Annotated in this window: 17 protein-coding genes; all 17 read right to left on the reverse strand. The window is 58.9% G+C overall.

Annotation, left to right across the window (positions count from 1 at the left end; all coding sequences use genetic code 11):
* Positions 1-26 precede the first annotated feature (26 nt).
* Positions 27-287, reverse strand: coding sequence for a (Na+)-NQR maturation NqrM (nqrM, locus tag Q8N04_07535; protein MDP3090510.1), 261 nt, complete (start codon positions 285-287; stop codon positions 27-29).
* On the reverse strand, positions 284-1,339 hold the full coding sequence (locus Q8N04_07540; GenBank protein MDP3090511.1) for an FAD:protein FMN transferase: 1,056 nt from the start codon (positions 1,337-1,339) through the stop codon (positions 284-286). Before Q8N04_07540 ends, nqrM begins: the two co-directional genes overlap by 4 nt.
* Positions 1,340-1,345: 6 nt before the next feature.
* A complete protein-coding gene (gene nqrF, locus Q8N04_07545; GenBank protein MDP3090512.1) occupies positions 1,346-2,566 on the reverse strand; it encodes an NADH:ubiquinone reductase (Na(+)-transporting) subunit F in 1,221 nt (406 codons plus the stop codon).
* Positions 2,567-2,585: 19 nt separating this feature from the next.
* Entirely contained in the window at positions 2,586-3,194 is a 609-nt protein-coding gene (gene nqrE / locus Q8N04_07550) for an NADH:ubiquinone reductase (Na(+)-transporting) subunit E (protein ID MDP3090513.1), read from the reverse strand.
* Positions 3,191-3,856, reverse strand: coding sequence for an NADH:ubiquinone reductase (Na(+)-transporting) subunit D (locus tag Q8N04_07555; protein ID MDP3090514.1), 666 nt, complete (start codon positions 3,854-3,856; stop codon positions 3,191-3,193). The genes nqrE and Q8N04_07555 overlap by 4 nt, the downstream gene beginning before the upstream one ends.
* A 5-nt stretch (positions 3,857-3,861) precedes the next feature.
* On the reverse strand, positions 3,862-4,671 hold the full coding sequence (locus Q8N04_07560) for a Na(+)-translocating NADH-quinone reductase subunit C (GenBank protein MDP3090515.1): 810 nt from the start codon (positions 4,669-4,671) through the stop codon (positions 3,862-3,864).
* Positions 4,658-5,863, reverse strand: coding sequence for an NADH:ubiquinone reductase (Na(+)-transporting) subunit B (locus Q8N04_07565; GenBank protein MDP3090516.1), 1,206 nt, complete (start codon positions 5,861-5,863; stop codon positions 4,658-4,660). Before Q8N04_07565 ends, Q8N04_07560 begins: the two co-directional genes overlap by 14 nt.
* Positions 5,864-5,871: 8 nt before the next feature.
* Positions 5,872-7,230 carry a Na(+)-translocating NADH-quinone reductase subunit A gene (locus tag Q8N04_07570; protein ID MDP3090517.1) on the reverse strand — a complete coding sequence of 453 codons (1,359 nt, stop codon included), beginning with the start codon at positions 7,228-7,230 and terminating at the stop codon, positions 5,872-5,874.
* A 282-nt stretch (positions 7,231-7,512) separates the two neighbouring features.
* Positions 7,513-8,043 carry a CBS domain-containing protein gene (locus Q8N04_07575; GenBank protein ID MDP3090518.1) on the reverse strand — a complete coding sequence of 177 codons (531 nt, stop codon included), beginning with the start codon at positions 8,041-8,043 and terminating at the stop codon, positions 7,513-7,515.
* An 80-nt stretch (positions 8,044-8,123) separates the two neighbouring features.
* Complete coding sequence (locus Q8N04_07580; protein ID MDP3090519.1) at positions 8,124-9,512, reverse strand: NAD(P)(+) transhydrogenase (Re/Si-specific) subunit beta; 1,389 nt, start codon at positions 9,510-9,512, stop codon at positions 8,124-8,126.
* On the reverse strand, positions 9,509-9,802 hold the full coding sequence (locus Q8N04_07585; GenBank protein ID MDP3090520.1) for an NAD(P) transhydrogenase subunit alpha: 294 nt from the start codon (positions 9,800-9,802) through the stop codon (positions 9,509-9,511). Before Q8N04_07585 ends, Q8N04_07580 begins: the two co-directional genes overlap by 4 nt.
* Complete coding sequence (locus Q8N04_07590; protein ID MDP3090521.1) at positions 9,802-11,004, reverse strand: Re/Si-specific NAD(P)(+) transhydrogenase subunit alpha; 1,203 nt, start codon at positions 11,002-11,004, stop codon at positions 9,802-9,804. Before Q8N04_07590 ends, Q8N04_07585 begins: the two co-directional genes overlap by 1 nt.
* Complete coding sequence (locus tag Q8N04_07595; protein MDP3090522.1) at positions 11,001-12,149, reverse strand: 4Fe-4S dicluster domain-containing protein; 1,149 nt, start codon at positions 12,147-12,149, stop codon at positions 11,001-11,003. The genes Q8N04_07590 and Q8N04_07595 overlap by 4 nt, the downstream gene beginning before the upstream one ends.
* A 33-nt stretch (positions 12,150-12,182) precedes the next feature.
* Entirely contained in the window at positions 12,183-14,249 is a 2,067-nt protein-coding gene (locus Q8N04_07600) for an isoamylase (GenBank protein ID MDP3090523.1), read from the reverse strand.
* 599 nt (positions 14,250-14,848) lie between these two features.
* Positions 14,849-17,266: a phosphoenolpyruvate synthase gene (gene ppsA, locus Q8N04_07605; GenBank protein ID MDP3090524.1), complete on the reverse strand. Its 2,418-nt coding sequence runs from the start codon at positions 17,264-17,266 to the stop codon at positions 14,849-14,851.
* Between the two features lie 162 nt (positions 17,267-17,428).
* Positions 17,429-17,566, reverse strand: a complete 138-nt coding sequence (locus Q8N04_07610; protein MDP3090525.1) for a hypothetical protein — start codon at positions 17,564-17,566, stop codon at positions 17,429-17,431.
* Positions 17,567-17,575: 9 nt separating this feature from the next.
* Positions 17,576-19,123 carry a Na+/H+ antiporter NhaA gene (gene nhaA / locus Q8N04_07615; protein MDP3090526.1) on the reverse strand — a complete coding sequence of 516 codons (1,548 nt, stop codon included), beginning with the start codon at positions 19,121-19,123 and terminating at the stop codon, positions 17,576-17,578.
* Positions 19,124-19,215 lie beyond the last annotated feature (92 nt).

Raw genomic sequence — 19,215 nt, forward strand, 5'->3', positions numbered from 1 at the left:
CTCCCTATTGATGTGCCATTTCCCTTTCACGAGCCAGATCCCTCCCGCGCCTTGCCGTCGCGATCAGGTCTCGTGGGTTGCGCCTGAAGAGTCCGCCGAGGACCTTGCGTCCGGCTGAGGGCAAGACGTTCCGGGCAAGGCTTATCGCAACCAGCATCGCACTCCAGACCAATGCGCTCAAGGCCGCCACAACTGCCGCCGATCGGATTGCGACCGACCAGTACACCCACCGCCATAGCCAGGATGGCAATACCCATAACGAGAAAAGTCACCAGGAAAATTGTCATGACAGCTCCTGTTTCCGGTAACGTTGGAAGGCGCAGCAGACGCGTTCCTCAAATTGTCCATCCCGTTCGATAACGAAGAGGACGGGAAGATTGAGTCGTTCGGCTATGGCCATGCCACGCTCAGGCCCCAACACTTGGAACGCGGTGGCCCAGGCATCGGCTCGCATGCTGGTGTCCGCCAACACAGTTACCGAGACTAGATGATTATCAACCGGCCAGCCGGTTGCCGGATTGATGGTATGGGAGTAGCGTCGACCGGCAATTTCGAAAAAGTTGCGATAATCGCCCGATGTGGCGAGTGCGATGTCGCTGAGCGCCAGTACCGTGTGCACCGAACGTTCGCCCGGCAACGGTTTCTCAATCGCGATCCGCCAGGGTGTATCTTGCTCCTTGAAGCCGCGTACCCGTAACTCGCCACCGATCTCAACCATATAATGTTCAATGCCGTGCGCGGTCATGAGTTCAGCAACTCGGTCCACACCGTACCCCTTAGCGATCCCGGAAAGATCCAGGAATACATCAGGGCGGTGCTTGCGTATCGCTGGGTGAGTCTCACGTAGTGTTACTTTATCGAGGCCGCTGCGCGTGCGCGCAGCGGCGATGTCGGTTTCAAGCGGGATGCGGTCAGGATGAAACTCCGGGCCGAAGCCCCACAGATTGACCAGGGGACCAACCGTGATGTCGAATGCGCCTTCGCTCTGGACCCCGATTTCGAGCGCAGCTTTGAGCACGGCAAGTAGCGAAGCGGATGTGGGAACCCAGTCGGTGGTGCGCAGACGGTTAAAGCGCGACAGTTCCGATTCCGGGTCATAGGTGGACATGGTGTGATTGATTTCGGCCAGCAATGCATCCACTTGGATTTGCATCGCCTTCAGTGTCGGAGTGTTCTGGGTGGGGTGGTATTTCACGTTGTAGGTGGTTCCCATTGTGGGACCACTCATGTGCAGCGCTTCGACAGGTGGCTCTGAGCGTAACAGGCCGAAGCCGGTACCGGCAGCCAGCAGAACGATCACGGCAATCACTGCACGAGGGCGTGGAATGGAGGGATGCATGGCTGGTCATCCTCCGAAGTCATCGAGCATGATGTTTTCCCGCTCGACACCCAGATCCAACAGCATTTTGATCACGGCAGCATTCATCATCGGCGGTCCGCAGAGGTAGTACTCACAGTCCTCTGGCGCCGGATGGGTCTTCAGATACTCATTATACAGCACGTTATGGATGAAGCCGGTATAGCCGCTCCACGCGTCCTCAGGGAGAGCATCGGACAAGGCGACATGCCATTCGAAGTTGTCGTGCGCCGCGGCCAGCTTGTCGAAATCGTCGACATAGAACATCTCACGCTTCGATCGAGCCCCGTACCAGAAGGACATCTTGCGTGTGGTCTTGATGCGACCCAGCTGATCGAAAATATGCGAACGCATGGGTGCCATCCCTGCGCCACCACCGATGAATACCATCTCGTTGTTGGTCTCACGCGCAAAGAAGTCGCCAAACGGCCCGGAGATGGTGACCTTGTCTCCCGGTGTAAGTCCGAACAGGTAGGATGACATTTTACCCGGAGGCACATTCTTGGTGCGCGGTGGGGGAGTGGCAATCCGAATATTGAGCATAATGATGCCACGCTCCTCAGGGTAATTGGCCATGGAGTAGGCGCGCTCGATCGGCTCATTGACCCTGGAAACAAGATCCCAGAGATTCAGCCGATCCCAGTCGTCGCGAAATCGTTCTTCGACGTCAAACTCCTTGAACGATTGCTCGTACGGCGGACATTGAATCTGGATGTACCCTCCGGCACGGAAATCGACATATTCATCCGGGGGAAGCTCCAGGACTAGTTCTTTGATGAAGGTCGCCACATTGTGGTTGGAGCGCACGGTGCAGTCCCATTTCTTGACACCGAACACCTCATCTGGAATCACGATCTTCATGTCCTGCTTGACCGCCACCTGACAGGAGAGACGGTAGCCCTCGCGCGCTTCACGCTTGGTGATATGCGAGGTTTCGGTCGGCAGAATGACCCCACCCCCTTCGAAGACCTTTACCCGGCACACGCCACAAGTACCGCCGCCGCCGCAGGCGGAACTGACAAAAATCCTGGCGTTGCTGAGCGCACCGAGCAGCTTGCCGCCAATCGGAGTCTCGATAAATTTCTTATCGTTGATCGTGATCGTGACATGGCCACTGGCTACCAGTTTGGAGCGCGCTGCCAGAATCAGGCCTACCAGAATGAGGACGATCCCGGTGAAAAAACTGACTCCCAGTATGATCTCGATCATCCGAGGCCTCTCATCAGGCTCAGAGTTGAATTCCGGAAAAGGCCATGAACCCGAGGGCCATCAACCCCGCGGTGATGAATGCGACGCCCAGTCCCTGCAAACCATCGGGTATGTCGGAATACTTGAGCTTCTCACGCACCCCTGCCATCGCAGCGATCGCGACCGCCCACCCGACACCCGAGCCCAGACCATAGGTGAGGCTCTCGCTAAAGGTATAGTCACGTTCGACCATAAACAGACTGCCTCCGAGAATGGCGCAGTTGACGGTAATGAGCGGCAAAAAAATCCCCAGCGAGTTGTGCAGTTTCGGGACATGCCGGTCGAGAAACATTTCCAGTACCTGGACGATCGCCGCAATGACACTGATGTAGCTGATGAGCCCAAGGAAACTCAGATTCATATCAGAGAGCCCCGCCCACGCCAGCGCTCCATCACGTAGTAGAAACTGGTAGATAAGATTATTGACCGGCACGGACAACGCCTGCACGACGATCACCGCGATGCCGAGTCCGAGCGCCGTGCTGATTTGCTTTGATACGGCAAGAAAAGTGCACATCCCGAGAAAAAACGTCAGCGCAAGATTCTCGACGAAGACCGCGGTGATAAACAGATTGATCAGCTCTGTCATGAGGTCGCCTCGGGACGATGCGCGTGATAGATCCGGTATTCAGGTTCCTCGACTTGTGCCGGCTTCCAGGAGCGCACCACCCAAATGATCATGCCGATCAGGAAAAACGCACTCGGAGGCAGTAGCAACAAGCCGTTTGGCACATACCACCCGCCATCCCGTTCAAGCAGGAGTATCGGATACCCGAACAGGGAACCGGACCCCAAGAGCTCGCGTACGGTACCGACTGCCAGTAACAGTGCGCTATAGCCCAGGCCGTTGCCGAGGCCATCGAGGAGGCTTGGGAGAGGCGGATGTTTCATCGCATAGGCTTCAGCGCGTCCCATGACGATACAATTGGTGATAATCAACCCGACGAATACCGACAGGTCCTTGCTGATTGCGAACGCGAAGGCTTTGAGGAACTGATCGGTGACGATGACCAGCGAAGAAATAATGGTCATCTGCACGATGATGCGGACGCTGCTCGGGATATGGTTGCGGATCACACTGATGGCGGCATTGGAGAGGGCGGTCACGACTGTCAGGGCGATGCACATAGTGACCGTGGTTGAGAGTTTCGACGTCACGGCCAGCGCCGAGCAAATCCCCAGGACCTGCAGGATGATCGGGTTATTGTCAACGATCGGGTCGAAAATAATTTTGCGATGCTGGTACGACATGAGAGTTAGCTCCTTTCGTGACGCAAACGGGACAGGTACGGCCCGTAGCCTTTGTCGCTCAGCCAGAATTTCAGCAAATTCTCCACGCCTCGTGAGGTGATGGTGGCGCCGGCGAGTGCGTCGACCTGGTGCTGGGCTTCGGGTGTGGACCTGTCAATCGAGCCCCTCACCAGTTCAACCTGAACCTTCCATTCATTGTCGAATAGGACTTTGCCCTCCCATTGCGCGCGCCACCTGGGATTGTCGATTTCCCCCCCTAGTCCCGGGGTTTCGGCATGCTGATAGAATCGGAGCCCCTGAACCGTTCGCAAATCCCCCTCAAGCGCAAGAAACCCGTACATGGTGGACCAGAGCCCGTAGCCGTACACCGGCAGAATCAGTTTCTTCAACTCGCCGTTGGCGCCGACAATCCGATAGACCGGCAGATAGCGCGGTTCTCGCCTGATCCCCGCCACATCCTCTCGGCGGGTGAGTTCGCTGGAGATCTCGGGATCCTTTCCGGCCTTGACGATATTAAAGGTGTCAGGATCGATCCCCTTCACCTCGTCACCGGTTGCCAGTTCGACCATGCGCGCGTCAATCCGTTTCAGCGCTTGTTCTTCCGTCAACCCCTCCTTGAGCAGGCCGGAGACCGCAATCACATTCCGTATGAGGTCGGCCTTCTGATTCGTTTCCTGAATCGGTCGAAGGAGCACCGCCGCGCCGGCGACCACCACCGAGCAGACCAGACAGACGACAAGCGTCACCAGCAGCGTTCTGCTCGCACTTTCGACTGGCGCAGCGGATACGGCGGAATCTGATTCAGGCGCGGACATGGCGGCGTAGCCTCCGTCGGATGTTCAGCTGGACGACCGCATAATCGATCAGGGGCGCAAACACATTGGCAAACAAAATCGTGAGCATCACGCCTTCAGGAAATGCTGGGTTCGCCACGCGGATCAGCACGGTCATGGCTCCGATCAGAATGCCGAAGACCCAGCGCCCGGCACTCGTCATGGCGGCCGACACCGGATCGGTGGCCATGAAGACCATGCCGAAGGCAAACCCACCCAGCACCAGGTGCCAGTACCAGGGCATTGCCACCATGGGATTGGTGTCGCTGCCGACAAGATTGAACAGGAGCGAGGCCCCGACCATTCCCAGAAAGACCCCGACGATAATGCGCCAAGAACCGACCCCAGTATAGATCAGGAACGCCGCGCCGAGCAGACAGGCGAGGGTGGAAGTCTCTCCCATGGAGCCCGGCATCAGGCCGATAAAGGCATTCCACCAGGTCACGCCTCCGCGGATGATCTCCTCTACGCCGCCAACTTTACCAAGGCTGAGCGCGGTCGCGCCGGAATAGCCATCCACCGCCACCCACACCCGGTCACCGGAGATTTCGGCGGGATAGGCGAAAAACAGAAACGCCCGCGCGGTCAGGGCGGGATTGAGAAAATTCTTGCCGGTCCCGCCGAAGATCTCTTTGCCGAGTACCACGCCGAAGCTAATCCCGATGGCGACCATCCAGAGCGGCATATTGGGTGGCAGCGTCAGCGTGAAGAGCATGGAGGTGACCAGAAAGCCTTCATTGATCTCTTTCTGACGCACCGTGGCAAAGACCGTTTCCCAGACACCGCCGACGATTAAGGTCGTCAGATAGATCGGCAGAAAATACAAGAAGCCATGGACCGTATTGGCAAGAATACTGCCGGCATCAAAACCGATATGAAGCGCCGCCAGCAGGTCATAACGCCAGCCAGTCTTGGCCATCCCCATCTTTGCGAGTGCCAGATTAGCCTGATAGCCGGTATTGAACCAGCTCCACAGGATGCAGGGAATCAGCGCCACCACCACATACACCATCAATCTCTTCAGATCGATGCCATCCCGCACATGAGGCGCGGTGTGCGTGGTCTCGGGAGAGGAATACAGAAACACATCGACCATCTCAAAGACGGGATAGTACTTTTCAAACCGGCCGCCCTTGGCAAACAGAGGCCTGAGACGATCAAGATAGCGTTTCATGCCTGCCATCAGCCTTCTCTCTCAATCTGGCTCAGCACGCTCCGCAGCACCGGCCCGTAGTCGTTCTTGCCCACGCACACGAAGGAGCACAAGGCGAGGTCTTCCTCGTCCAATTCCATGCAGCCCAGCTTTTGTGCCATATCGGTATCGCCCACAAGCAGGTAGCGCAACAGTTGCGTCGGTAGGATGTCCAGGGGCATGACATCCTCGAAGGTGCCAAAAGGCACCATGGCGCGTGGGCTCCCGTTTTGGCTGGTCGTGAAAGGAAATGCTTCCCCGCGGTGACGGAAAAGACTCGACAGCATGACGTTGGTCTGGGAGTATTTCCTCCGCCCAGGCGAGAGCCAGCCCATGAACTCTCGTTCCGTTCCCTCTTTAAGCACGCACACCTGCAGATGATGGCGTCCCAGATAGGACGACCAGTCGACTGCGTGTCGCCCTGACCAGATCGAGCCGGAGATGACACGGTGCTCACCGCCTTGAAGCTCACCCTCAACCAGTTCCTCGATGCAGGCGCCGAGCCGGGTGCGCAACACACGCGGCTGTTTAACCTGGGGGCCGCCTAGCGCCACGATGCGTTCGGTCCATAACCGGCCACTGGTAAACAGTTTGCCGATAGCAATCACTTCTTGGTAGTTGAGGTGCCAGACGGTCTTGCGTGTGTCTACCGGTTCAATGAAATGAATGTGCGTCCCCGCTAGACCGGCTGGGTGGGGACCTCCAAACCTCGCCTGGTGCAGTTGGTCCAGACCCTGCGGAAGTGGCAGTTCGGCTTCGGGTGACGTGCACACCCAAAGCGGCATGGTGCCTAGGCGCGAAAGCACCGTCAGGCCATGGACGAACGACTCAGCCTCTGCAGTAATAATTGGAACAGGATCGGCGGCCAGCGGGTTGCTGTCCATCGCCGTCACGAAGATGGCGGCCGGACGGGTGGACGGGTCGGGGATCTTGCTATAGGGACGCGTGCGTAACGTCACCCACAGACCCGAGGCCAAAAGATTGTCCACAACCTGCGCTTCAGTCAAGCTGGCCAGTTGATGGGCACCGTACGCAGTGAAGGGCTCCTCGTCTTCGGTTTCGTCAAGTCGGATGATGACTGACTGGAGCATGCGTTCAGCTCCACGCCTGATGGCAATCACCTCGCCGGCACCCGGAGCAGTGATGCGCACGCCGGGTAGCTTCTTGTGCTCAAACAGCGATTGGCCAATCCTGACCTTGTCCCCTTCGGCTACCCGCATGCCGGGTTTGAGATCTAGATGATCCATGCCCAGAACGGCAACGTGGCGGACCGGTTTGGCTACATGGACACGCTGCTCCGGTTTCCCGCTGACCGGCAGATCCAACCCTTTTTTGATTCTGACAATCATAGAAGTTGTGATTGAATTAAAACTGTCGCGATGCATTGATTTGACCAACCTTATGTGAACGGTCAGTTTTCATGATTCGAGTTGGTGTACACAAACAGCGGGGTTGAGGATGGAAGCGCCTTGTGTCTGTAAGTTCCAACTGTCTTTCATCGGAAATCCATCTTCGTTTCGGATGTACCTCCAGGGACGACCGCCGGGGATGACAGCAGGCAGAATAGCGACCGCAGTCCGCCTCACACCATCTCACGGGTTCCTTCTCTTTGTTCCTATCGTCTCACCATCTCAGGAGCTGATGTATTGTTTAAGCTGCTGGATGAGCGTTTCCTTTTCGTCGATCAGGAGCGCTGCCATATCGCGCAAGGAGACGATACCAATGAACTTGTCCCCTTCAAAGACCAGCAGGTGGCGGCATTGATGTTCCTTCATGAGATCCAAGCAGGTGGCGGCAGTGTCGTTGGGGCTGACTTTGATGGGGTCGCGGGCTTTCACATCCTTGATCAGGACCTTTCCCGGGTCCTTCCCCTTCCCGACCACGTTCATCATCAACTCACGCTCCGTGAACAGCCCGCAAATGCCGGAAGCACCGGTAAGTACCACGGACCCGATGAATTCCTCAGTCATAAGTTGAACGGCATCAAACACGGATCTGTTTTCATCGATGGTGGCTACTCGCTTTACAATTTGCGTTGCGATCGTCATGGCTGCATTTCCTCCTGTTACAATCCTTCCCGTCATCGTAAGATCGAGACATAGATCGCGGTCGCCGGAATCCCGTGTTGCATGAAGAATAGACCAGGTCGTGCGCGTCTTCACCCCGTGCAGAATCTTCACGGCTCCATACTGGGTGCGCCAAGGGCGTCATCATGGCTCCCTATTGACTGGGCCAGAACTCATCAGCCTTCTCTCAATACTTTCAGGACGGCTTGCACCATCTCTCGGCCATCGCCGAACAACATAATTGTCTTGTTCGCGGCGAACAAGGGATTGGGGATGCCCGCGAAGCCAGGACTCAGGCTGCGCTTAATCACCACGGCGGTTCTCGCCTTGTCCACATCGAGGATCGGCATGCCGGCAATGGGGCTCGTGGGGTCGGTCCGTGCCAGTGGATTCACCACATCGTTCGCGCCGATAACGAGCGCGACATCCGTTTGTTCGAACATGGGATTGCTCTCGTCGAGATCTTTGAGCAACTCATACGGAACGTTCGCCTCCGCCAGCAGCACGTTCATATGTCCCGGCATACGTCCCGCCACCGGATGGATGGCGAATTCGACCTCAATGCCGCGTCCGCGCAACAGTTCGGCGAGGTGCGCCACGCTATGCTGGGCCTGGGAGACGGCCATCCCATAACCAGGCACGATCACCACCCGGCGCGCGGCCTCGAAGAGCACGGCGACTTCTTCCGGCGAACCGGCTTTCACCCGCCCCGTATAGATCTCCTCATCCTGCCCGCCCTGTTTCGCAGGCGGGGCGCTTCCCACCATCACATCCACCAGCGATCGGTTCATGGCTCGACACATGATCTGCGTGAGAATGAATCCCGACGCGCCCACCAGCGACCCGGCAATAATCAACACGTTATTGTTGAGCACAAAGCCTGTCGCAGCCGCGGCGAGCCCGGAACAGGAATTGAGCAAGGCAATGATCACCGGCATGTCGGCCCCCCCAACCGGCAGCACGAACAACAACCCGAGCAACGACGAGACGGCCACGACGAGCCAGTAGGCGGCATGAGGTTCAGGTGTCAGCAAGAGCCAGAGTCCGAGTCCTCCAGCGGCGATGGCCAGTCCGGCGTTGATCGCGTATTGGCCGGGAAACCGAACGGCGCTCTCGGTGATGAGCGCTTGCAACTTGGCAAAGGCCACGAGACTGCCCCAGAACGTCACCGCGCCGATCACACCGGAGGCGACCGCGGCCACGGTGAAATGGCTGAGTGTCGCGACGGCCCCATCCTGGTTCTCCAGCAACCCGGCTCCGGCCACAAGGACAGACGCGCCGCCGCCTAATCCGTTCAGGATCGCGACCATTTGCGGCATGGCGGTCATCTGGATCTTCAGCGCCAGCGTCGCGCCGATGACCGATCCGATCAACAGCGCGATGGCGATCGTCTGGAACCCCAGAATGCGCTGGTCGAACAGCGTCAGCGCGACGGCCAGGAGCATTCCCAGCGAGCCCAACACATTTCCACGCGCCGCCGTGCGCGGATGCGCGAGCCCCTTCAGCCCCACCACAAAGAGGGCCGAGGCGCCCAGGTAGCCGAGATTGATGAGTGCGGCGTTCATGGTACCCTCTTTGGGCGAGGTCTGAACATCGCGAGCATCCGATGCGTCACGAGAAACCCGCCCACCACATTGATCGTGGCGAAGACCACGGCGACAAATCCCAGCGCGCTCATGAGGATATCTTGTTCGGACCCGGCAGCCAGCAGCGCCCCGACGAGCGTAATTCCCGAAATCGCGTTCGCGCCGGACATGAGCGGCGTATGGAGCGTGGGCGGCACTTTCGTGATGATTTCGAATCCCGCAAAGAGGGCCAGCACGAAAATCGTCAACCCGATCACGGCGGTCTCCATCACGCATTTCCTTCTTCGGCGACGTCATGATGTGTGGCAGGGAGCAATGCGCCGATCCTCGGATGGACCACTGCTCCACCTCGCGTCACCAGCGTCTCGCGCGTGATCTCATCCGCCACATCCACGCGCAAGAAACCGTCTTTGCACAGATAGAGAAGGACATTGGCAAGATTCCTTCCATACATCTGGCTCGCGTGCATCGGCACCGTGCTCGGCAGATTGGTCGGTCCCAGCACGGTCACCCCCTGATGCACCACTGCTTCATTTGGACGGGTCAGCTCACAGTTGCCGCCACGGTCAGCCGCCACATCCACAATGACCGAGCCCCGCGCCATTCGCGCCACCATGTCGGCCGTGATGAGCATCGGCGCTCGTTGGCCAGGAACCGCCGCGGTGGTCACGACGACATCGCTCGCGGTCACGATAGGAGTCAACAGTTCACGCTGCCTCCGATAGATGGCCTCACCCAAGGTCTTGGCATAGCCGCCTGTCTCCTCGGCCTCGCCAACCTCGGCCAGCACCTCGACGGCCTTCGCTCCCAGACTCTGAATTTGGTCCTTCACTGCTGGACGCACATCGTAGGCCGAGACGGCTGCCCCCAAGCGACGTGCCGTGGCAATCGCCTGCAAGCCCGCTACGCCGGCGCCGATCACGAGGACCCGCGCCGGTGGAATGGTTCCCGCCGCGGTTGTCAGCATCGGAAACAGCTTCGGCAGGCTGGCTGCCGCCAGCAGCACAGCCTTGTAGCCCACGATGGTGGCGAGCGAGGAGAGCACATCCATGCTTTGCGCGCGGGCGAGCCGAGGCATCAGTTCCATGGCAAATACGGTTACGCCCCGCTTCGCCAACTCCAAGGCAGCCCGAGGTTGCACCAGGGGGTCGGCTAAGCCGATGACCGTGTGCTCGGGACGGAACAGGGGCAGATCGTGACGGCCTATGTCGGGATTGGCGCCCAGCGTTCTGACCTGGAGCAGGATCTCTGCCGAGGCGAACAGCTCAGAGCGATCTCTCGCCACTCGCGCGCCTTTTATCCGATACGCCTCATCTTCGAATCCCGCAGCCTCTCCTGCTCCGGATTCAACCAGCACCTGCAAGCCGATCGTGGTGAGCAACGGCACGTGCGAAGGAATCAACGCCACCAGCGATTCCCCCGGATACGTTTCCTTCGGCACTCCAACGACGGCCTGCTTTGAATGCGTCATGCTTGGCTCGGCTTCTCCTTGGCCTGAGTCGAAGGCTTCAGTAGCGCCGGCAGCTCTACGGTCAGGTCGATCCCGACCGGGCACCAGGTGATGCACCGGCCACAGCCGACACAGCCGGAGGTCCCGAACTGATCGATCCACGACGCGAGTTTGTGCGTGAGCCACATGCGATAGCGGTCCTTGATCGTTGGGCGAACATTCTTGCCGTGAATATAACCGTGGTCCTGCGTGAAACAGGAATCCCACAATCTGGTGTGCTCAGCGCGTTGGTGCGTGAGGTCCGGCGTCTCCTCAACGGTATGACAGAAGCAGGTCGGGCAGACCATCGTGCAATTCCCGCAGGCCAGGCATCGCGCCGCCACGTCGTCCCAGCGTGGATGCTCATGCGCATCATACAGAGCCTGTGGGAGCTGCGATCGGTCCAGGTGCCGCGTCTGGCTGCGGGCGCAGGCCCCAATCTGCTGTTCGGCCTCACGAACTTGTGTCGTCGAGGCCGGCGCAAGCGACAGCTCGCCCAGCACCTCCTCGCCCGCCGCACTGCCTGCTTCCACGAGAAGCTCTTTGTCCAATTCGGTCAGCGCCAGATCGAAACCCGCTCGCGCGCGAGGACCTGTATCCATCGAGGCGCAGAAACAGGGGGCCAGCGCGCGAGTGCAGTTCACCGCAATCAGAAACAAGCCGTCACGGCGCGCGTGATAATAGGGATCCTGGTAGGCGTCGTTCAGAAAAATCTGATCCTGGATGGCCAGCCCGGCGAGATCACAGGCGCGCGCTCCTAGGATGGCAACTTTCTCTTGCTGAGGAAGCGTCGGGCGAGCGGAGAATCCGTTCGTGGTCCGTTCGATCCGGAGGAGCGGCTCGCGTGGGGCAAAGGTCAGAGGCTTGAGCGATTGCGGCCCGTGCACAACGCCGAACATTTGCCCTGAACCGGTGCTCTCTAGCCGATAGCGTCCCGGCTCCTGCACATCATGCCAGCCGATCGGCAGATCCGACACCTGCCGGATCGTGTCCCACAGGACCGCCCCATCACGCACCGTCGGACCTACGACGCGATAGCCCTTGTTATGCAACAGATCAATGAGCCGCTGTAACGACGACGTGAATAAGAGGACGGGGGACCGATCACCTGTCGGCTTGTTCTTCATTCTGCTCCCTTCTGTGGAACCGGGCGGCTGCGGCTACACTTTTGAACGCAGCAACACGACGATGGACCGCGCGTTCACGAGATAGCGCTGAGCGGTCATCGGCAATTCGGCGCCTGGTTCACAACAGTCCTGCGGGCTGTCGAGGCCCGTATCGATGACCCGCCTCCAGTGATTGGCTGGTCCGTCCTGGATGGTAAAGGCCAGAGCTTCCCAATACGCATTGATCATCACGTAGAGATCGTCGTCCTGCTGGGACGCCCCGTGCAGACAGAACGCCACGCTGTGCGAATGGTCTGAGAGATCGACCGCCGGTCCGACCCCATACCAGCGGATGTCCTCACGCCAAAAGCGGCTGCGGCTGAGCGAGGGATGGGCTTTCCGGAACGCGATCATGTGCTGGAAGAAGCGAAAGATATCTTGGTTTTGCCGCAACCGGTTCCAATCCAGCCAAGTGGTCTCGTTGTCCTGATTGTACGGATTGCTGTTGCCTTGCTGGGTCTGCATGAACTCATCGCCGGCCCGCAACATGGGGGTGCCGTTTGACAGGAACAGCAGACAACAGAAATTCTTGACCTGCTGTTTGCGCAGTGCCTTGACCTCCGGCAAGGCATGCTCGTCTCCCTCCGTCCCGCAATTCCAACTATAATTGTCGGTCGGCCCATCGGTGTTCTGATGGCCGTTGGCCCAGTTCCGCTTATGGTTATAGGCTACGAGGTCGTACAGGGTAAACCCGTCGTGCGAGGTGATGTAATTGAGGCTTTGGAATGGGCGAAAGGCATGCAGGAGATCGTCCGGGAACAGATCATCGCTGCCATACAGGCGGGACATGAGGGAGGGCACGAGGCCGGGATCTCCTTTCACGAACCGCCGGACCTCATCACGGAATCGGCCGTTCCACTGGGCCCATCTCAGCGCAGGCAGGCTCCGTCCTAGCTGGTAGGCCCCCGCCGCATCCCAGGGTTCGGCAATCAGGCGGACGTCCGCCAGGTCGGGGTCGGACGCGATGTCGGAGAACAGCGGAGGAATGTCCCAGTTCAGCGATCCGTCTTCGTTTCTGGCAAAGATCGACGCCAAATCGAACCGGAACCCATCGACATGCATGTCCTTGACCCAGTGCCGCATGCTGTCCAGGATCATCGTGCGGACATGGCGGTTCACACAGTTGAGGGTATTGCCGGTCCCGGAAAAATTCGCATAGGGAGCCCACGGCTTGTCGGATATGAAATAGTAGGTGCTGTTGTCGATCCCTTTGAAGCTGTAGACCGGGCCGGCCTGGTTGCCTTCGACGGTGTGGTTGTAGACCACGTCGAGCACCACTTCGATGTCCGCCTCGTGCAGCGCCTTCACCAGGGTGCGGAACTCACGGTCCTGATCACAGGTCGTCTTGCGCACCGCGTAGGCGTGATGCGGGGCGAAGAAGTTCAGCGGCATATAGCCCCAGGCGTTTCCTTCCTGGGGGTCGTATTGAAAGACCGGCATCAACTCGACGACGGTGATTCCCAGTTCCTTCAAGTACGGGATCTTCTCCATCAGTCCAGCGTAGGTGCCCCGTCCGTCCCGACTCACCCCGGAATGAGGATGGTTGGTAAACGCCTTCACGTGCAGCTCATAGATGATCGCATCCGACTCGTGCCGTGGACGTTTGTCGCGCCCCCAGTCGAACACATCTTCGCATGAGCAGAGGAGTCCGAGGGGCGCCTTGCCGACGTTGGAACCAGGCCCGATGGCCGCCTGCCGCTCGAAGGCCGGCGGGAAGAAGACCGCCCGAGCGTAGGGATCGAGGAGGACTTTCTGGGGATCGAAGTGGTGCCATTCGTATCGCCCGTTCGGTTCGGGTCCATCAATCCTGTAGGCATAGTACCGAGCCTCGTTCGTCAGATGCCTGGGAATGCGACAGTGCCAGACTCGCCCGGATTTGTGTCGCAGATAGTCCAACTGGCAGGTGAACACGGGATGGATCACGTCGTCTTCCCGATATAGCAGCAACGTCACACGATCTGCATGCTTGGAGTACAAGGCGAAATTGTACGCCTGCTCCTCCGCAATCCAGGTCGTGCCTAACGGGAAGGAGGATCCTTCGGCGGAAGTCCAACGAGCCATCTCTCCCCTCCAAGACGCAAGACATCAATACAATGCGTGCCAGCAACCCACGATCTCATAGTTGGCCCGGAAGACCCACTCGCCACTAGAGATAGAGGAAGAACCATTACGCCCACGAGTTGCCCAAGATGGACCCTGAACCCATCATGTAAATAAAACCCCAGGAGGGTTGCCCAGCTTACTTGCAGCAAGAGCAATACCTTGCTTGCTCAACCACTACAGGCCTGAGGCTTTCCGATGTTTCAGACGACGCCGCGGGCTCATTGTGCGATGAGAGGGACATTTAGCCACGGCGGATAACCGGCAGGCGGGGCAAAACGGCACACTACGGACCGTGCGCGGCTCGGAAGTCCGGATACTCCACCCTATTTATCCGTGCGATACGGATGTGACACAACATTCGCTTGCGCACATATCGCGCGAAGGTCACGACGCCTTCCTGCAGACTCCCGCAGTACAGAGCAGACCATCGTAGAACACTTCCTGCCGGCGCGGGACATCTTGAGACCGGCGGCATCACCGATGTCCCAATACCGTAGGGCGATCTCGATTAGAGCGGTGCATCGTTGCCGCCTCGGTAGTGTGACCCTGCTTCTCCGTTACCCGACCCGGTTACGTTCCAGCTCCAGCACGGCCAGCGTCGTCTTGACGATACTGTCCGAGTTCAGCGAGATACTGTCGATGCCTTGTTCGACGAGAAAACGCGCAAACTCCGGATAATCGCTCGGCGCCTGCCCACAGATCCCGATTTTTCGGCCCTTGGCCTTGGCTGCGCGAATCATACTTGCCACCAATTTCTTCACCGCCTCGTTTCGCTCGTCGAACAGGTGCGCCACGATCTCAGAATCGCGATCCACCCCGAGAACCAGCTGCGTGAGGTCATTCGATCCGATCGAGAACCCGTCGAAGATCTCCGCGAACTCTTCGGCGAGGACTACGTTGCTCGGAATCTCGCACATCACGTACACCTCGAGTCCATTGTCTCCGCGCTGTAGTCCATGGCGCTCCATTTCAGCCAGCACGCGGCGGCCCTCTTCGACCGTGCGGCAAAACGGCACCATGAGTTTCACGTTGGTCAGCCCCATGCCGTCCCGCACCTGCTTCATGGCCCGGCATTCCAACGCAAACCCCTCGCGATAGCGCGGGTCGTAGTATCGTGACGCCCCGCGAAATCCCAGCATCGGGTTTTCTTCCTTGGGCTCATACGCGCGGCCACCGATGAGATTTGCATACTCGTTGGTCTTAAAATCGCTGAGCCGGACGATCACCTCCTTCGGGTAGAAAGCAGCGGCGATCATCGCCACGCCCTGTGCCAGCTTATCCACGAAGAATTGAGGCTTGTTCATGTAGCCGGCGGTGATCCGCCCGATCTCGACCTTGAGCGCCTTATCCTCCAGCCGGTCAAAGTCGAGCAGCGCCAGGGGATGCACTTTTATATAGGTGCTGATAATGAACTCCTCCCTGGCCAACCCGACGCCATCGTTGGGAAGGAACGACAGTCCAAAGGCTTCTTGCGGGTTCCCGACATTCATCATGATTTTGGTCGTGGGCCTCCCGAGACCCTTCACATCCACCTTCTCGACATGAAACGGGAGCTCCCCTTCGTACACATAACCGTTATCGCCTTCCGCACAAGACACCGTGACGAGTTCTCCGTCGCGGAGCAGGCCAGTTCCCTGTTCTGTACCAACAATAGCCGGCAGGCCTAATTCGCGGCTGACGATCGCCGCATGACAAGTCCGCCCGCCGCGATTAGTGACGATCGCCGATGCGATTTTCATAATCGGCTCCCAGTCGGGGTCGGTCTTATCGGTGACCAGCACCTCGCCCGGCTTGAATTCCTGGATCTGCTGGACATTCTTGATCACGCGAACCGGGCCATGGCCGATCTTTTCGCCGACACTGCGTCCCGTGACCAACACCTTCCCCTTCTCCGTCAAGCGATACGTCTCCAGCGTATCGCGCGATTTGAGAGACTGAACCGTTTCCGGTCTGGCTTGGACGATGAACAGTTCGCCCGTCAAACCGTCCTTGGCCCATTCCATGTCCATCGGGCTCGGAGAGCCCCGCTTCGCGCTGTAATGGTCTTCGATCACGCAGGCCCAGCGGGCGAGGGTGAGAATGTCGTCGTCTGTCACAGCAAATGTCGACTGGTCGGCCTGGGGCACCGGCACGTTTTTCACCATCTTGCCGCCGCCGACATCGTAGATAAGCTTCAACTCCTTCGTCCCGAGCATTTTCTGGATGATCGGTCGATAGCCCTGCTTGAGCGTCGGCTTGAACACATAGTATTCATCGGGGTTCACGGTCCCCTGCACGACGTTTTCACCAAGGCCATAGGCTGCATTGATCAAGACCGCGTCGCGAAAGCCGGTTTCCGTATCGATGGAAAACATCACGCCCGAGGTCGCCAGATCCGACCGCACCATCCGCTGCACGCCGATCGAGAGGGCGATCTTGAGATGGTCGAAGCCTTTGTCGGCCCGATAGGAAATGGCCCGATCGGTAAAGAGTGAGGCGAAGCAGCGCTTGCAATGCTCCAGCAGAGACAGATGACCCTGAACGTTGAGATACGTCTCCTGTTGTCCGGCGAAACTCGCATCCGGCAAATCTTCCGCAGTCGCGCTGCTGCGCACTGCCACGTCTACCGGCTCCGGCTGTCCTTGGCTCAGCCGGTTGTAGGCATCGGTGATTGCATCCGCGAGCTCGAACGGGAGCCTTTCACCGAGAACGGCCTGCCGCACCTGCTTGCCCCTCTTTCGGAGATTCGCCAAATCGTGCGTATTCAAATCTTTGAGAATCGACTGGATCACGGCATCGAGCTTCGCCTCGTTCAGGAAGAGCCGATAGGCCTCGGCCGTGACGGCAAAGCCGTTGGGCACCTTCACACCCTTGGCGGCCAGCTCCCGATACATTTCCCCCAACGACGCGTTTTTCCCGCCGACCGACGGCACATCCTCGATGCCGAGCTCCTCGAACCATTTCACCAACGGCACATCCCGCACGACCGAACCCATAGGTTCCTCCTCTATCGACACAAGGACAGACCGGCCACTCAGACTGCTCTCCGGTTTATCTCTTCATTCATTAATATAGCCGCGGTCCTCCTCCTTTTTCGCGCGGGCCGCCGGCTCTTCGTCTATTCCCTCGATGGCGTCGCGCAGGGAGGTATCCGCGTACTAACGTGCTCGCGCCATCTGCGCCGTCAATCGAGCAGGCGGCAGATTCTTGATCTCCAACGACAACCTAGCCTGAATCAGCGCGAATTCCATGGCGGCAAACGGCGGGCGGCCTTGGACTCGAATCACTGCCGTCACCCGTCCTCCTTATTCCGGTTGAATGCGCCGCAACAACAGCCACCCGATCGATCCCGCAACAGTCGAGGCCACCAGGATGCCCACCTTAGCCGACAGCAACGATGGTCCATGGGTGAACACCAAACCGGTGATAAAGAGCGACATGGTGAATCCGATCCCGGCGAGACAGCCGACGGCCCAGAGGTGGGGCCAGGATACGCCGGAAGGCAAGGCGGCGAGACCTCCACGTATCACGAGCCAGGACGAGAGCACGATGCCGATGGGTTTTCCCGCGAGCAACCCGAGAATGACCCCCAGCGCCACCGGATTGATCAGCATCGCGCCGATGTCCGCATCGAGCGTGATCCCGGCATTGGCCAGGGCGAAGACCGGCATGACGACGACCGTCACCCAGGGATGCAGCGCCTGCTCCAATTGCTGCAGGGGCGTTTCCGCATGCTGCACAGCGATTTTGATATGATTGGCGATCCGATGCCGCTCCTGATTGGCCAATTGGGGCTTCCCAGGAGACATCGCCTGCTCAAACCGTTCGAGGAGGGCTTTGCCTCTCGAAAGGAATTCGCGCCCGGTCAGCCGCGTCCGTGCGGGAATCGTCGTCGAGGCGATCACACCGGCAATTGTGGCATGCACCCCCGACAAGAGGAACGCCAGCCAGAGTCCGCCGATCCCCAGGGCCGAGTATACCAAGGGATGCCGCACGCCCGCGATGTTGGCGGCAATCAACAGCACAAGGAACACTCCGCCGATGGCGAGGTTGCCCCATGAAATCGTCGACGTGTAAAACAGTGCAATGGCCAGCGCGGTCAAGAAGACTTTCAAGGCCACCGGAACCCGGCTGCCGAGCAAGGCAAGAATCCCGAGCGCGAAGGCAATGTCGGTGGCCATCGGAATGCCCCATCCCGGCGCGCCCGATCCGGCCATATTCACGACCGAGTAGAGGGCTGCCGGAAGCATCGCACCGCCGAACGCCGCTACCAACGGAAGGGCGGCCCGCTGGAACGACGCCAATTCTCCCACCAGGATTTCCCGCTTAATCTCCAACCCGATGACAAAGAAGAACATCGCCATCAATCCGTCGTTGATCCACTCCAACAATGTTTCCGTCAGCGCATGGGACCCCACCACCAGGCTGACAGGCATGTTCCAAAATTCCGTATAAGAGTCGGCCCACGGGGAATTAGCCCAGATCATTGCCACGACCGTGGCCGCCAGCAAGAGCGCCCCACCGGTCGATTCCGCATGAATAAAGGTTTGAAAAGGTTCCACTACCGGCTGAATACGCGGCTGATTGTCGGACACCGGCTGTTCCATCATGGTCTGCGCCCTTGACGAAGTTCGCGCCCATTTTCCTGACGGACCCGCCTTGGGCGGCTGCCGTGGGCAAACGGCACAACCTGGGCTGCTCACCGTCGTGCAGAAAAGTGACACGCCTTGGAGAGACCGGCCCTCATTCCAGACATTCCCTACACCCATGGTCCCGGCCTCGGTCTTGGTTGCGACTTCGCCCTGGTTGCCGACGGACACCGGATTCTTCAGGAATGCCCTGTAGACCGTCATTTATAGCACACCCGGGGCGCTCATCGATTCATACACGAGGAAGAGAATCGCCGGCGCCCATCCTCCCCTGGCACTGGAGACACGGAGCTGTA

It is taken from the genome of Nitrospira sp., assembly GCA_030692565.1.
GTDB lineage: Bacteria > Nitrospirota > Nitrospiria > Nitrospirales > Nitrospiraceae > Nitrospira_D.